The organism is Citrobacter sp. Cf072 (genome assembly GCF_030334485.1).
Taxonomy (GTDB): domain Bacteria; phylum Pseudomonadota; class Gammaproteobacteria; order Enterobacterales; family Enterobacteriaceae; genus Citrobacter; species Citrobacter freundii.
Genome location: NZ_JAOWDX010000039.1, coordinates 38,529 through 52,884, shown reverse-complemented (window position 1 = coordinate 52,884; position 14,356 = coordinate 38,529). Strand labels below are relative to the sequence as shown.

The 14,356-nt window shown below is 49.2% G+C and carries 18 protein-coding genes; 17 read left to right on the top strand and 1 reads right to left on the bottom strand.

Going from position 1 to position 14,356, the window contains the following annotated elements; translation table 11 throughout:
- Positions 1-36 precede the first annotated feature (36 nt).
- From OGX66_RS07470 to OGX66_RS07440, 7 genes are all read left to right on the top strand, one after another.
- A complete protein-coding gene (locus OGX66_RS07470; protein WP_044700597.1) occupies positions 37-1,128 on the top strand; it encodes a permease in 1,092 nt (363 codons plus the stop codon).
- Between the two features lie 286 nt (positions 1,129-1,414).
- Positions 1,415-1,648 carry a DinI family protein gene (locus OGX66_RS07465; protein WP_038641360.1) on the top strand — a complete coding sequence of 78 codons (234 nt, stop codon included), beginning with the start codon at positions 1,415-1,417 and terminating at the stop codon, positions 1,646-1,648.
- Positions 1,649-1,693: 45 nt separating this feature from the next.
- Positions 1,694-1,939: a hypothetical protein gene (locus OGX66_RS07460; protein WP_071681812.1), complete on the top strand. Its 246-nt coding sequence runs from the start codon at positions 1,694-1,696 to the stop codon at positions 1,937-1,939.
- Between the two features lie 129 nt (positions 1,940-2,068).
- Entirely contained in the window at positions 2,069-2,269 is a 201-nt protein-coding gene (locus OGX66_RS07455; protein ID WP_047357957.1) for a hypothetical protein, read from the top strand.
- Positions 2,270-2,271: 2 nt separating this feature from the next.
- Positions 2,272-2,631, top strand: a complete 360-nt coding sequence (locus tag OGX66_RS07450) for a RusA family crossover junction endodeoxyribonuclease (RefSeq protein WP_275388320.1) — start codon at positions 2,272-2,274, stop codon at positions 2,629-2,631.
- Positions 2,628-3,668 carry a DUF968 domain-containing protein gene (locus OGX66_RS07445; RefSeq protein WP_275388319.1) on the top strand — a complete coding sequence of 347 codons (1,041 nt, stop codon included), beginning with the start codon at positions 2,628-2,630 and terminating at the stop codon, positions 3,666-3,668. The genes OGX66_RS07450 and OGX66_RS07445 overlap by 4 nt, the downstream gene beginning before the upstream one ends.
- Positions 3,669-3,681: 13 nt before the next feature.
- Positions 3,682-4,287, top strand: a complete 606-nt coding sequence (locus OGX66_RS07440; protein WP_275388318.1) for a hypothetical protein — start codon at positions 3,682-3,684, stop codon at positions 4,285-4,287.
- A gap of 311 nt (positions 4,288-4,598) precedes the next feature.
- On the opposite strand, the gene OGX66_RS07435 is transcribed toward OGX66_RS07440, so the two are convergent.
- Positions 4,599-4,973 (bottom strand): FlxA-like family protein, encoded by a 375-nt coding sequence (locus tag OGX66_RS07435; protein ID WP_275388317.1) that lies wholly within the window; start codon positions 4,971-4,973, stop codon positions 4,599-4,601.
- A gap of 144 nt (positions 4,974-5,117) precedes the next feature.
- On the opposite strand from OGX66_RS07435, the gene OGX66_RS07430 reads away from it, so the two are divergent.
- The 10 genes from OGX66_RS07430 to OGX66_RS07385 all read left to right on the top strand — a co-directional run bounded on the left by OGX66_RS07430 (position 5,118) and on the right by OGX66_RS07385 (position 14,281).
- Positions 5,118-5,306 (top strand): hypothetical protein, encoded by a 189-nt coding sequence (locus OGX66_RS07430; protein ID WP_275388316.1) that lies wholly within the window; start codon positions 5,118-5,120, stop codon positions 5,304-5,306.
- A 153-nt stretch (positions 5,307-5,459) separates the two neighbouring features.
- The gene (locus tag OGX66_RS07425) at positions 5,460-5,738 is read left to right on the top strand and encodes a phage holin (RefSeq protein WP_016150433.1); all 279 of its coding nucleotides are present in this window, start codon (positions 5,460-5,462) and stop codon (positions 5,736-5,738) included.
- Positions 5,710-6,258 (top strand): lysozyme, encoded by a 549-nt coding sequence (locus tag OGX66_RS07420; RefSeq protein WP_275388315.1) that lies wholly within the window; start codon positions 5,710-5,712, stop codon positions 6,256-6,258. The genes OGX66_RS07425 and OGX66_RS07420 overlap by 29 nt, the downstream gene beginning before the upstream one ends.
- Positions 6,255-6,770 (top strand): hypothetical protein, encoded by a 516-nt coding sequence (locus tag OGX66_RS07415; protein WP_181221440.1) that lies wholly within the window; start codon positions 6,255-6,257, stop codon positions 6,768-6,770. The genes OGX66_RS07420 and OGX66_RS07415 overlap by 4 nt, the downstream gene beginning before the upstream one ends.
- A gap of 85 nt (positions 6,771-6,855) precedes the next feature.
- The gene (locus OGX66_RS07410; RefSeq protein ID WP_199951789.1) at positions 6,856-7,725 is read left to right on the top strand and encodes a DUF6236 family protein; all 870 of its coding nucleotides are present in this window, start codon (positions 6,856-6,858) and stop codon (positions 7,723-7,725) included.
- A gap of 288 nt (positions 7,726-8,013) precedes the next feature.
- On the top strand, positions 8,014-8,505 hold the full coding sequence (locus tag OGX66_RS07405; protein WP_275388314.1) for a DUF1441 family protein: 492 nt from the start codon (positions 8,014-8,016) through the stop codon (positions 8,503-8,505).
- Positions 8,505-10,607, top strand: a complete 2,103-nt coding sequence (locus OGX66_RS07400; RefSeq protein ID WP_286511253.1) for a phage terminase large subunit family protein — start codon at positions 8,505-8,507, stop codon at positions 10,605-10,607. Before OGX66_RS07405 ends, OGX66_RS07400 begins: the two co-directional genes overlap by 1 nt.
- Positions 10,604-10,819 carry a DUF6148 family protein gene (locus OGX66_RS07395; protein ID WP_286511250.1) on the top strand — a complete coding sequence of 72 codons (216 nt, stop codon included), beginning with the start codon at positions 10,604-10,606 and terminating at the stop codon, positions 10,817-10,819. The genes OGX66_RS07400 and OGX66_RS07395 overlap by 4 nt, the downstream gene beginning before the upstream one ends.
- Positions 10,816-12,324, top strand: coding sequence for a phage portal protein (locus tag OGX66_RS07390; protein WP_286511248.1), 1,509 nt, complete (start codon positions 10,816-10,818; stop codon positions 12,322-12,324). Before OGX66_RS07395 ends, OGX66_RS07390 begins: the two co-directional genes overlap by 4 nt.
- Complete coding sequence (locus tag OGX66_RS07385) at positions 12,269-14,281, top strand: ClpP-like prohead protease/major capsid protein fusion protein (protein ID WP_353655292.1); 2,013 nt, start codon at positions 12,269-12,271, stop codon at positions 14,279-14,281. The genes OGX66_RS07390 and OGX66_RS07385 overlap by 56 nt, the downstream gene beginning before the upstream one ends.
- The last annotated feature ends 75 nt before the right edge of the window (positions 14,282-14,356 follow it).

The following is a 14,356-nucleotide window of genomic DNA, read 5'->3' as shown; positions in this document are numbered from 1 at the left end:
ATTCGATTATTCTAGAAATATGGTTTATGGGGGGTCATGAATAGCTGGATTTCTATGTTTACTAACGCGGCAGAGATGTTCTTGTTTCTTGCTGTCGAGTTGTCTGCGCTTTTTTTTCTGATTAGTGCGGGTGTTAGCCTTATCAGGCAAAAAATTCCGGACCAAAAGATTCAAAGAATGTTAGGGGCGAGAAAGGGGAGAGGTTACATACTTGCATCGCTGTTAGGAGCTGTAACACCGTTTTGCAGCTGCTCTACAATTCCCATGTTACGCGGACTGTTATCAGCAAAAGCAGGCTTCGGTCCAACACTTACATTCTTGTTTGTTTCACCTCTGCTTAACCCGATAATCATTGGTCTGATGTGGGTTACTTTTGGTTGGAAAGTTACCCTGCTATACGCTGTTATAGCTGCAACAGTTTCCGTACTGGCAAGTATTTTGTTAGATGTGCTTGGTTTTGACCGACATATTGTCGAAACATCAAAACCGCTGGCTAGCTGTTGTGGTGTTAGCAGTGGAAAAACTCCTGAAACTAAACTACAGAGTGTTTCAGCTTGCTGCTCTGTATCAAATCAACAGGACATAGGGGCTAATAGTTGTTCTAAACCACAAGAAACGTTTAAGAGTTTCTCAGCATTTCGGGGCACAAATTGTGAATTGAGCTGCGAGACGGGCCAAACAAATAAACAATTCTTCCCGAAAAGTGTAGTAAGAGAGCCTGGTGCGATACGACTGGCATTTCAGGATGCCTGGACTCAATTTAAAGATGTATTACCTTATCTGATGTTAGGTATTGTTATAGGGTCGTTTATCTACGGTTTTATACCTGCAGAGTGGATTGCTGCTCATGCTGGGAATGATAATCCGTTTGCGATTCCACTAAGTGCAATTATTGGAATACCGTTGTATATACGTGCTGAGGCAGTAATTCCGTTGGCATCAGTCTTGATGGATAAAGGCATGGGAACGGGAGCAGTAATGGCTCTGATTATTGGTAGCGCAGGAGCTAGTCTGACGGAAGTAATACTGCTTAAATCAATGTTCAAAACACCCTTGATTGCTGCATTTCTGACCGTTATTTTGGGCATGGCGATTATTATGGGATACCTGACACAGTTGTTATTTTGATTGGGTATGTTAGACAGAACCTGAAAAAGTTGCAGGGGGAGACGAGCATATGAAAGTTGCGCAATCAATCCCAATCAAAGCAGTTATCCAAATTTAAGGACGTTGATATCTCAATACTTACAATGGTGTCAAAACAACAAGTCCTCATTGGATTGAACCCGCTTCGGCGGGTTTTTTTTGCATCTCATTTATAGGCTAAGGTTAACAATTTGTGCTCTTAAGTCATTGATCATTTCAATGTATCGGTGTACTGTACAAATATACAGTATATGCAGTGGAGGCTAATATGAAAGTTGAACTAACCATTGATCGTACTAAAGAACTTCCAAAGGGAGCAGTTCCGGCGCTGGAGAAAGAATTGCTTAAAAGGTTGGGAAACCACTATGAGAATTGCAGCTTGAGCATACGACGTGCAGGCTCCGATGGTTTAAGTGTGTTTGGTGGTGACAAGGAAGATAAAAAGAAAATTGAGACTATCCTCCAGGAAACCTGGGAAAGTGCTGACGACTGGTTTTATTAATTATTTTGGGTGTTACTTTTATCCCGTTTGCATGGGGGAGTTTAAGTGAAAGAAAAATTAGGATTGCCCAAAAAAGGCTACGCAGTCATCAGATGTCACGATGGAGTCATCGTTGCCAGGCTGCAATCATTTCCTGAGTGTGAGCGCGCCCTGATGTACCGTCGCGGTAGCATGGTGTCTTTCATGCCTCTTCAGGATAATGAAATTATTGGTACACCTACGTTGTTTACCCAGATGCTGGAAAGGGCTGGTTATCGCGTTACCCAAAAATCTGTTACACTCCCGTCATAGGCCTGAACAACCTATACCTGCTGCGCCACAGGAGAAAAGCCCCATGGCGCAAGATCAATTCAAGCAATCCCTCATACTGACGTTAACCAACGCCAGCGATTTTCTTTTTGCCGCATCCAGAGGTGCGTTATGAAGAAAAGCTGGTTTCAACATACCCAACTCACCACTGAGCAGGCTGACGAACTGGAAGCCCGCTATCACGCAAAGCAGATTAAGACCGAGCGTAGTCTGGATAATGACTTCATTCACTGGACGATCAGCGCGTTCTTGCCGGAAGTATCTAAGCCTCCTCGTCAGGACAGAACCTGGCAACAACGGATCTGGAGGTGATTGTGAAAGTCTACGATATCACCCCAATGGGCAAGCCCAGAATGACGCGCGCTGACAAATGGAAAAAGCGTCCCGAGGTTCTGCGTTACCGGGCTTTCTGTGATGAAGTTCGTCTGAAGTGTGTTGAGCTGCCGGAAAGCCGTTCGCATGTCACCTTCATTCTTCCAATGCCTGCGAGCTGGAGCAAAAAGAAACGTGCCGAGCTTAACGGTAAACCACACCAGGCTAAACCTGATTTCGACAACATGATGAAAGCCCTGATGGATGCCATTTACGAAGATGATGCTCACATCTGGGATTCACGCGTCACCAAGTTATGGGGAGAGAAGGGACAAATAATTATCGGGGAGATTGCAGAATGAGGGCGCTTCTTAAACCTGTGGTTGCACGTGAGCTTGGAATTGTGCTGCTCAAACCGGGCAGTGAGCTGATGTCATTATTCAGTTGTGAACGTGTGCTGGTGGAAAGCCAGCCGGCAAGCATGGAAAGGTTGCCTGCTGGCCGTGTTCCTGACGTTCGCCAGCCACTTGCCAGTGACGATTCCCTGAAGCCGTTCTTTCTGGATGAAAAAGTTATTAAGGCTGCTGGTGATTTGAGTGGCCTTGATTACTGGCTTCTGCGTTATGGCGGTAGCTGCTGCCAGTGGCCACACAGCGATTACCATTATCACGAGCTAACCACTCTGCGTCATGAACCTGGATCGGTTCTTCTGTGTGGACATTGTGATAACCATTTGCGTGATCACTACAGCGAACAACTTTCAGAGCTGGCGAGACGTAATGTTGTTAACTGGATTATTAACAGCATCATGGTGGCACTGAATCAGGATCCTTCCAGAGAATTGTCGCTGGCGGAGCTATGCTGGTGGTCGGTGCGTATGGGTGTTACCGACGCAATTCCCGAATCAGTAGCCAGTCGGGCGCTTCGTATCCCTTCGGAAGATCATCAGTCAGTCATGCATGAATGCGACATCGAACCGGGTCTAACCCCCACCAGCATCATTACAGCCAAAGCCAGCACAGTAACCGTGAACATGCCACCAGCTCAGGTGCTTGCGGTTAAGCCCGTAGTTGGTGTTCTGGTCGATCCTGAATCTCCGCAAACCTATATGAAACGTCCAAAGCGTATCCGTTGGACGGCCCCACGATATCTGGAATGGATTAAAACACAGCCCTGCGAATGCTGCGGCGAACCATCCGATGATCCACACCATTTAATTGGCTGGGGGCAGGGAGGTATGGCAACGAAGGCGCATGATATTTTCGCGATCCCCCTGTGTCGTCAGTGCCATACAGAACTACATAACGACCCGGTGAAGTTTGAGCGAAAGCATGTACCTCAGCCGGTAATGATTATCAGAGTGCTGGACCGGGCTTACGGGCTCGGTGTTCTGGCGTAAGGAGAAGAACAGGATGACACCACGTCAACGACGTAATCATTTTGAAGCACTTGGTAAAGCAGCATCTGCGCCGCGTAAAAGTTGGCTGGGGAAATGCATCCTCCTGACGGGGATCCAGTCCGGATGGATTAAATCCCTGCTCACTACATGGGGTGATGGTGTGGGTGGAAAAACAGCACCACGTATGCCGCGAGGACATGCGTGCTGGAATGTGCTTAAGGGACGGAACTGGTCAGATAAGGCACTCGAGCGATTCACCGTTGCGTTAAATCAGGCGAGAGAAGAGGGATTCCGTGGAAAGCAGGCAATGAACAGGGCACACAGCATTCTCTGGCCCCAGTCACCCGCCAGTGTAATTGACGAGGCCCTGCATAGTGACGATGTCGATTTTGTGGAGCAATGCGTACTGCAGGCGCTGGATATAAACGATCCGGTTTATGTTGTTGGTCTTCAGTATTACACCACACGAAAAAAAATCTCAGATATAACCCGGGAACTGCAGGCGATTGCGCCCTGGCTGACACAAGAAAAGGCCAGAGAGCGAGTTAAGTGGTGTTTACAGATTTTCAGAGCAAAGGTGTACCTGTCAGCGAAAGCACTATTGGAAAGCGAGGAATAATGCTTTTGCTTTTTTGTGCTGTTTTTTGTGTCTGGTATTGAAAACTACCCAGAAAGTTAGATAATCCATTCATGCTTGGCAGAGCTGCGCCACGATGGCAGCGACGAAAAGCGAACAATTTGAATATAACGAGAACCCCGCCAGCGCGGGGTTTTTGCTTTCCGGCGATACGACAGGGGTATTCGCGAGGTGTATTACACCAGTACCCCTGTCATATCGCCGTGCTGAATCGTTAACTCGAAAACAAGTTCTCACAACGCTCCAGTGCTTTTTCGTTTTTAACTCAAAGGAAAAATGGTTGGGGGTAGCTGCTAAACGTAGACATCAATATTTTTAGTATTATTCCCTGCAACGTTCGAACCTGATTTGTCACTTACCGTAGGTAATGCTCCCGATACCATTTGGTTTTTTTCTGCTTCTTGTTTTTGTAATTGAGCAATTTTTGCGTATATAGACTCGATTTGCCTTTGAATCATTTCCATCTGCTGTTTAAGCAGTTTTGCCTCATCTTCGGAGGTTACGTCATTTATTTTTGAACCCATGGCGCTGAGCTCTTTTGTCAACTCACCAATTTGTTTTTTCAGGTTTTGAATTTGTTGTGAAACAGAGTTGCCAGTACTTGAAGGTGCTTGTTTTACTGTGCTTTGCAGTATGTCCTGACCCAAAGTGCTAACTGTCATACTCATGGTGGTTCCTCCGGGCTTACATTTATTACCCATTATCGTCATCTTTCGAAATTACTTTATTAGCAAAGGTTAAGTTGTGGCTTCCTGCACCACAGCATTATTTGTACCACTCTAAACTATCTGCTGAGTATCGCGGAGGAGCTTATGAAAGAAGGTTACTACTGGATTCAGCATGTCGGTGTTGTACAGGTGGCGTACTACACGAATGACACTGTTGATGATCTGAAAACGGGTAAAACAATCACAGGTGTCTGGCATCTGACCAGAGGCGATGACATTTGTCATAACGGTGAAGCAGAGGTGTTTGAAGGTCCTCTTACTCCACCTATATAAACAACCGCACTTACTTCGAGGCAGCCGCATGGTGGCCTTTTCCATTTCGGGCTCACGGGAATCATCCGCTACGTGCTTTGTTGATAAATCCAGCCCGTGAAGCCTGACCCTTTAATCACACACAGCGCCATCCGAAAAATCGGAGGTGAGGCTATGACCAGAATGAGCACCATTTACAGCAGACTTTCATATGGATCAGGAACCACGCTTGCCGGCTGCGGTGTATCAGCGAAGGCATATGCCGAAACAGCTAAAACAGCAAAAGAGGTGTCCTGGATGTTGGCCGACAGAATTGCAGGGTTAAGCCTGAGCGACTGGGCAATCATTGTCGGTATCGCATGCACCGTTATCACCTGTGCAGTGAACTGGTATTTCCGCTGGAAAGAACGGGAGGATCGGCGCAATGGCTATGCCACCAAAGCTGAAGAATAAACTGAGCGCAGCGGTCGTTGGTTTGATTCTTGCGGGGGCTTCCGCGCCCGTGATTCTCGATCAGTTTCTGGATGAGAAAGAGGGTAACAGCCTGACAGCATATCGCGACGGCGGCGGAATCTGGACTATTTGCCGTGGCGCCACGATGGTTGATGGTAAGCCAGTAGTTCAGGGCATGAAGCTGTCTGCTGAGAAATGCGCCAAGGTGAACGCCATAGAACGCGACAAGGCGCTGGCGTGGGTTGAGCGAAATATCAAAGTACCACTGACGGAACCACAGAAAGCCGGGATCGCGTCTTTCTGCCCATATAACATCGGCCCCGGAAAATGTTTCCCGTCTACGTTCTATAAGCGAATAAATGCTGGCGACCGTAAAGGTGCTTGTGAAGCGATCCGCTGGTGGATTAAAGACGGGGGTCGCGATTGTCGTCTGACCAAAGGCCAGAAGAATGGTTGCTATGGCCAGGTAGAACGACGAGACCAGGAAAGCGCGCTGACGTGCTGGGGGATAGACCTGTGAAGGATAATATCTTCTTGATTGCTTTGTCCATAATTGCTGGCCTATCGATCGCTCTTGTAAAAAGCTGTGCAGATGTAAAAACTATAAAATACGATAACGATGTTCTGCGAAATGACAACATCCTTCAAGGTCAGGTTATCGCAACTCAGACTTTCAACTTCAACCGCTTTAATCAGGCTGCTGCAGAAACTGGGCGATTAAATTCTCTGATTGGCGCTCATACCGAAAAAACGGTGATTGAATACCGGGAGATACTACGACGTGATAAGACCTGCGATCTGCCTGTACCTGATGATGTTGCTAATGGGTTGCTCGAATACGCGACCCGTTTACGTCTCAGGGCAATGCACCCCGATACCCGCGGATTTAATTCGCCCGATATTGGTGCCGCTACCACCAGAAAATTGACATATTGTGAAGTTGTATTGTGGGTTAACCCCCTTTTGTCTGCTATCGACAAGGCTAACAATCAAATCATAGGGATTAGTACGATTGAAAAAGAACGAAAGTGAAAACTGTGATGATTGGGACCTGCATATCTTCTGAGCTTCAAAGATTGGTGCTATTCTCTGTATGCTAGATTAAAGGAGAATGACTATGTTGAGAGGTGTTGTGTGTACTCCATTGGAGTTGACTAAAACAGCCGATGGGAGTGGATTTACGACAGGCTCAGGGCTAACGAAATTAGATTTGAATTACTTTACGCTGTACTGGGATAAAATTGTCAGCCCAACATCAAATTTTTATCATTTTTGCTTTTCTAATGAAGACGACCTAATAGCTTGTGGCGTTCTCGAAAGGCCAACGTATAGTACTCATGATGGGCGTATGCATGATTCATTTTTTCCTGAATTTTACGCTGCAGCCCAAATTGATGCGCTTCAAAAAAAGAGAAGTGGACAAGGAGATGTTGATTGGCGTATGCATTTTCATAATGCAGAAATTGCTTTGCCGAGACGTTATTCTATTGAAAAAGAAACTATAAGATTCGAGTTGTTAAATGCGCTTCCTGTACCTGACGTAGATACCCATTTACACGAAATATTAGAGTTTAAAGAGCGCAGAAGAGCTGAGTTAGATGCACTTCACAGTTATTTAGATGAGTTGTATTTGGATGTTATACGCTCTGGTGATTTGAATCTGCAAAAAGCAAAATCACTTTCAGCCCTTAAAGGATCTATATCTGATATTCAAAAATTGAATGGGGAGAAATTTCGGAGCCCCATTAAATTTGATTTATCATCAAGTTTTGAGTTCAAGTTGAGCGATTTAGCTTCCGCTGCGGGAGCTATTGCCTCAGTTGTTCATGGCAAATATGATCTTGCAGCAGCCTTAGGATTCAAACCATTGGTGGAGCTTATTGGCGGATGTATCTCTGTCAAGCCCGTTCTACAAAGTATGAAAATACCATGCGACCCTAACCTTGCATATATATGCAAAGCTAGGAGTGAAGGTGTGATTAAATAATTTGAGGGGTAGGAGGAATAATCTTCTTTGATCCGGATAAATTCAAGATTATGGTGAAATAAACTATTGCTTTAATCTGAATATTAAAACCAATATCAAGTACTAAATCGGAAACACATGATTTTCTCATGGGTCCTCCCCGCAAGGTGGCCTGCCACGGGGCGGCGTGCTCGCGGGAATCGGCTAGTTTTTGCGATCTATGGTCATCATCATCATTCGCGCAATCCATTGATTTTTCAAACCCCGATTTTTCAATGATGTCGAATCGTTCAAAAAGTGTTCACCATCATGGGCCAGGAAATTGCTTCGTTAAAACTCAACATTAACCAGCTGGCGGGCATCACTGGCGTGCATCGGCAGACCGTTGCCGCCAGGCTAAAAAATGTTGAACCTGCCGCCGGTAGTAACAGCAAGCTCAAGCTGTATCTCGTCACCGATATTTTGAGTGAACTGATGATTCCGACAGTCTCAACGTCCAACGTAGAGGAAATGGAACCATCGGACAGGCTCGCGCACTGGAAGGCCGAGAACGAGCGGCTGAAATTTGAGGTAGATACGAAGCAGCTCATTCCCGCTGAAGACGTTGCCAGAGAATTTTCACTGATGGCGAAAGCTGTTGTAACGGTGCTTGAAACTCTACCGGACATTCTTGAGCGCGACTGCGCACTGACACCAGCCGCTGTCTCGCGTGTGCAAGACGTGATTGATGATTTGCGTGATCAGGTTGCACAAAAAGTAATGGACGCCGAACAAGAGGAGGAAGAGCCAGAGGAGGACTGATGGCAAAACGGGCATCAGCCAGAGGTATCCGCCGGGATATCTCCGGTATTTTACGTGCCCCGCGTCGTATGAAGGTAGCTGATGCGGTTCGCGATTTCATGCGTGTCCCTATCGGTGCGGGTAACTCTGTTAAGTGGGATCCAAATCTGGCCCCTTACATCATCGAGCCGATGAATAGCCTGGCTTCAAGAGAATACGATGCTGTGGTGTTTGTAGGACCTGCCCGAACAGGGAAAACGATTGGTCTGATTGATGGCTGGATTGTCTATAACATCGTTTGTGATCCCGCGGATATGCTGGTCATACAGGTATCCGAAGAAAAAGCGCGTGAGCACTCAAAGAAACGCCTCGATCGCACATTCCGCTGTAGTCCTGATGTGAAATCACGACTCAGCCCGCGCCGGAACGATAATAACGTCCACGACCGTACATTTCGTGCAGGGAATTATCTAAAGATTGGCTGGCCGTCGGTGAATATCATGTCCTCGTCAGACTATAAAAGTGTAGCGCTGACTGACTACGATCGTTTCCCTGAGGATATCGACGGCGAGGGTGATGCGTTTTCTCTTGGTTCGAAACGAACCACCACATTTATGTCCAGCGGGATGACGCTTGTCGAAAGTTCTCCCGGTCGCGAGATCCGTGACACCAAATGGCGACCAACCAGCGCGCATGAAGCTCCCCCGACAACAGGAATATTATCGCTATTTAATAAAGGCGATCGGCGACGGCTTTACTGGCCATGCCCGCATTGCGGGGAATATTTTCAGCCGGAAATCGCCAATATGACAGGATTCCGTGAGACGCCTGACCCCGTTGTAGCAAGTGAATCTGCCTACCTCCAGTGCCCAGCATGCAAAGGCAAAATTACGCCCGAGATGAAACGTGACCTGAATATTCGCCATGTCTGGTTGCGTGATGGGGAAAAAATGGACCGGGACGGCAAGCGATATGGTGAACCCCGCCGATCTCGTATCGCCTCGTTCTGGATGGAAGGCCCGGCAGCTGCTTATCAGACCTGGGCGCAGATGATGTACAAATTCCTGACTGCTGAGCAGGAATATGAGGCCACCCAGAGCGAAGAAACGCTCAAAACAGTTGTAAACACCGACTTTGGGCGACCCTATTTGCCCCGCGCCAATCTGGAGCAGCGTAAAAGCGAACTGCTGGAGCAACGTGCCGAAGATGTACCAAAGCGATCGGTTCCAGATGGTGTGCTGTTTATGACTGCAACGGTCGATGTTCAGGGCGGCAAATCCCGGCGTTTCGTGGTGCAGGTCACTGGCTACGGTGCACAGGGTGAACGTTGGGTTGTGGACCGCTACAACATCCGGCAGTCATTAAGGGCCAATGAGCACGGCGAGTGTTATCCCATAGACCCGGCCAGTTATCCGGAAGACTGGGATTTGTTGCTGTCAGACGTGTTCGAAAAGTCATGGGCATTAGCAAGTGACCCGTCGAAACGTATGCGCCTTATGGCGATGGCTGTCGATTCCGGCGGGGAAGATGGCGTCACCGACAACGCTTACAAATTCTGGCGCAAATGTCGTCGTGAAGGGCTGGGCAAAAAGATTTATCTCTTTAAGGGGGACAGCGTACACCGCTCGAAACTCATCACCCGTACTTTCCCTGACAACACTGATAGATCCACACGACGTGCAAAAGCCGCCGGTGATGTGCCGCTTTATCTTCTCCAGACCGACGCACTTAAAGACCAGGTGAATAACGCTTTGTGGCGTGATTCGCCTGGCCCGAATTACGTGCATTTCCCTGACTGGCTCGGCAGCTGGTTTTACGATGAACTGACCTATGAGGAGCGATCGACCGATGGCAAATGGAGTAAGCCGGGACGTGGTGCAAACGAAGCATTTGACCTGCTGGTCTACGCTGATGCGCTCGCCATCCTCCACGGCTACGAGAAAATCAAATGGCCCGCTGCTCCTGAGTGGGCGAGGCGGGAAACCTGGCTGGAGTACGCGCCGCCGGAAGCTGGCGAAGCGGCATCCCAGACACCAGAACCAGTACCCACCAAAAAACGGAAGCGGAAAAAGCCCGTAACCGATGATTCTAACCCCTGGAGTACATCAGGAGGATGGTTGTGAACCGTGATGATATTGAAGCCATGATCCAGCGATATACCGAAGCCGAAATGGCGGTGCTGGATGGCAAAACTATCCGTTTCAATGGGCAGGAAATGACGATGGAGAACCTGTCTGAAATCCGAAAAGGGCGTCAGGAGTGGGAGCGTCGGCTCTCTTCTCTTATTTCTCATCGCCGCGGGCGACCCGGTTACCGACTGGCGAGGTTTGAATGAGCCTTTTAGATGATGCGATTGGGGTCTTTTCGCCAGGCTGGAAAGCAGCCCGTCTGCAGGCGCGCGCGAAAATCAGGGCATATGAAGCCGTTACCCCGACCAGAACGCACAAAGGGCGCCGTGAAAATCGTTCAGCTGATCAGCTCAGCAAAATGGGGGCGGTATCACTGCGGGAGCAGGCCAGGTGGCTCGATAACAATCACGATCTGGTGATTGGGGTGTTCGATAAGCTGGAAGAGCGGGTGGTTGGGAAAGCCGGAATTATTGTTGAACCCCATCCCAAACTGATGAACGGTAAAATCGCCAAAAAGCTGGCAGATCAGATCCGTAATAAATGGGCAGAATGGTCTGTCAGGCCTGATGTCACGAACCAGTTTACCCGCCCGATGCTTGAGCGCCTGATGTTGCGCACCTGGCTGCGGGATGGCGAAGTGTTTGCCCAGCTTGTCAGTGGAACCGGGAATGGTCTTACGCCAGTAGCCGGTATCCCTTTCTGGCTTGAAGCGCTTGAACCCGATTTTATTCCCATGAACAGCGATGCTGCCAGCCAGCTTAATCAGGGGGTATTCGTCGACAACTGGGGCAGACCAAGGAAATATCAGGTTTATAAAAGCCTGCCCGTTTCAGGCCGTCAGCTTGATACCAAAGAAGTGGATGCGGAAAACATGCTGCATCTTAAATTTGTCCGCCGTCTGCACCAGACCCGGGGCGTATCGATGCTATCCGGTGTACTGATGCGTCTGAGCGCACTTAAAGAGTATGAAGATGCTGAGCTCACCGCCGCACGTATTGCTGCTGCGCTGGGTATGTACATCAAAAAGGGAGACGGGCAAAGCTTCGAAGAGAGTAACAGTTCTTCCGATGATGATGATCGGGAAGTGATGATTCAACCAGGCATCATTTATGACGATCTGAAGCCTGGTGAAGATATCGGCATGGTGAAATCTGACCGGCCCAATCCTAACCTTGAAACCTTCCGTAATGGGCAACTTCGCGCTGTCGCAGCAGGCAGCCGACTCAGCTTTTCAAGCACAGCCAGAAACTACAACGGCACCTACAGCGCGCAGCGGCAGGAACTGGTGGAATCAACAGATGGCTATCTCATTTTACAGGACTGGTTTATTGGCGCGGTGACCCGGCCAATGTACCGCGCCTGGCTGAAAATGGCGGTGGCCGCTGGCGAGATTAAATTACCCCGCGGTCTGGATATGGAGTCGCTGTACTCGGCGGTGTATTCCGGCCCTGTTATGCCGTGGATCGATCCGGTTAAAGAGGCCAATGCCTGGAAGTTACAGATCCGGGGCGGAGCGGCAACGGAATCCGACTGGGTCCGCGCCAGCGGACGTAACCCGAACGATGTGAAGGCGCGCCGGAAGGCAGAGATCGACGAAAACAAAGAGTTGGGGCTGGTGTTTGACACTGACCCTGCTAATGACAAAGGAGGCACAAGTGCCGAAGCCAAAGAACCGGGCGCACCACCGTCCGAAAGCCAGCGCAAAAAGTAATTCCTGGTTTCGTATGCAGGCCAGCGCCGACAACGAAGCAGATATTTATATCTACGACGAGATCGGCTACTGGGGGGTGACGGCGCGCCAGTTTGTGAATGACCTTAAGGCGCTGGGCGACATTACCCATATCAACCTTCACATCAATTCGCCCGGTGGCGATGTCTTTGATGGCATCGCCATTTTTAATGCCCTGAAGCATCACGGCGCGGCGATCACCGTTCACATTGATGGTCTGGCAGCTTCAATGGCTTCGGTGATTGCGATGGTTGGCAACCCGGTAATTATGCCGGAAAACACGATGATGATGATCCATAAACCATGGGGATTTGCGGGTGGTGATGCCAACGACATGCGGGATTATGCCGATCTGCTGGATAAGGTCGAGTCTGTCCTGATCCCTGCCTACGCGGAGAAAACTGGAAAAACGACCGAAGAAATCGCCGCCATGCTGGACGATGAAACCTGGATGGACGGTAAAGAATGCTTAGAGCATGGCTTTGCCGATCAGGTCACTACCTCTCTGCAGGCAATGGCCTGTATTCAATCAAAACGTATCGAGGATTTTGAAAAGATGCCAAACAGCATTCGCAACATGATCACCCCACCGCGCAATACCACTGCGCGTGAGCCACAACAACCTCAGCAGCAGGTGACTACGCCTCAGCCGGCAGCATCAGATGAAGCGACAATCCGTGCTCAGGTTCTCGCCGAGCAAAAGAGCCGCGTAAATGGTATCAACGATCTCTTTGCGATGTTCGGCGGCAAGCATCATGAGCTGCAGAATAAATGCATCGCGGATCCGGAATGCACAGTGGCTCAGGCTAAAGATGACCTGCTGGCGGCGCTGGGCAAAAATGCAACACCGTCGAATAAAACCACGGATGCGCATATTTACGCCGGGAACGGTAACTTTGTTGGAGATGGTGTCCGCCAGGCGCTGATGGCGCGCGCGGGCTTCGAGAGCATAGAGCGGGACAACGTCTATAACGGCATGACGCTGCGCGAATATGCCCGTATGGCGCTGACCGAGCGCGGCATCGGCGTTTCCAGCTATAACCCGATGCAGATGGTCGGTATGGCACTGACACACAGCACGTCTGACTTCGGTAATATCCTGCTCGATGTTGCTAATAAAGCGTTGCTGCAGGGCTGGGAGGAAGCGGCAGAAACTTTCGAGCAGTGGACTAAGAAAGGCCAGTTGTCAGACTTTAAAACGGCACATCGTGTCGGTCTTGGTGGTTTTTCTTCCCTGCGCCAGGTTCGTGAGGGGGCTGAATATAAGTATGTGACCACCAAAGATAAAGGTGAAAGCATTGCGCTGGCCACCTACGGGGAAATCTTCTCTATTACCCGTCAGGCGATCATCAACGACGATCTGAATCAGTTAACCGATGTACCTATGAAGATGGGCCGCGCGGCAAAAGGGACGATCGGCGATCTGGTGTATGCCGTTCTGACCGAAAACGCGAAATTGTCTGATGGCAAGCCGCTGTTCCATGCTGATCACGGCAATATCTCCGCAGGCGCGATTTCTGTAGCCAGCCTTGATGAAGCGCGCAAGATGATGCGTCTTCAGAAAGAGGGAGAACGTCCCCTGAATATTCGCCCGGCATTCATGCTGGTGCCAGTCGCGCTCGAAACCCTGGCAAACCAGACGATCAAGTCTGCCAGTGTGAAAGGGGCGGATATCAACGCCGGTATCATGAACCCAATTCAGAACTTTGCTGAAGTTATCGCGGAGCCGCGTCTTGATGCCAAAGACACCAGCGCCTGGTATCTGGCCGCCGCTAAGGGTACAGACACCATCGAAGTGGCTTACCTGAACGGCGTTGATACTCCGTATATCGATCAGCAGGAAGGTTTCACTACCGACGGTATTGCCACAAAAGTGCGCATCGATGCCGGTGTATCACCTCTGGATTATCGCGGCATGGCGAAATCAACCGGGAAATAATTCCTTCCACTCAAGCAGCACATCACAGCCCATCAGGGCTTTTTTTGTATCTGAATTCGGCCCCGTATGGGGCTG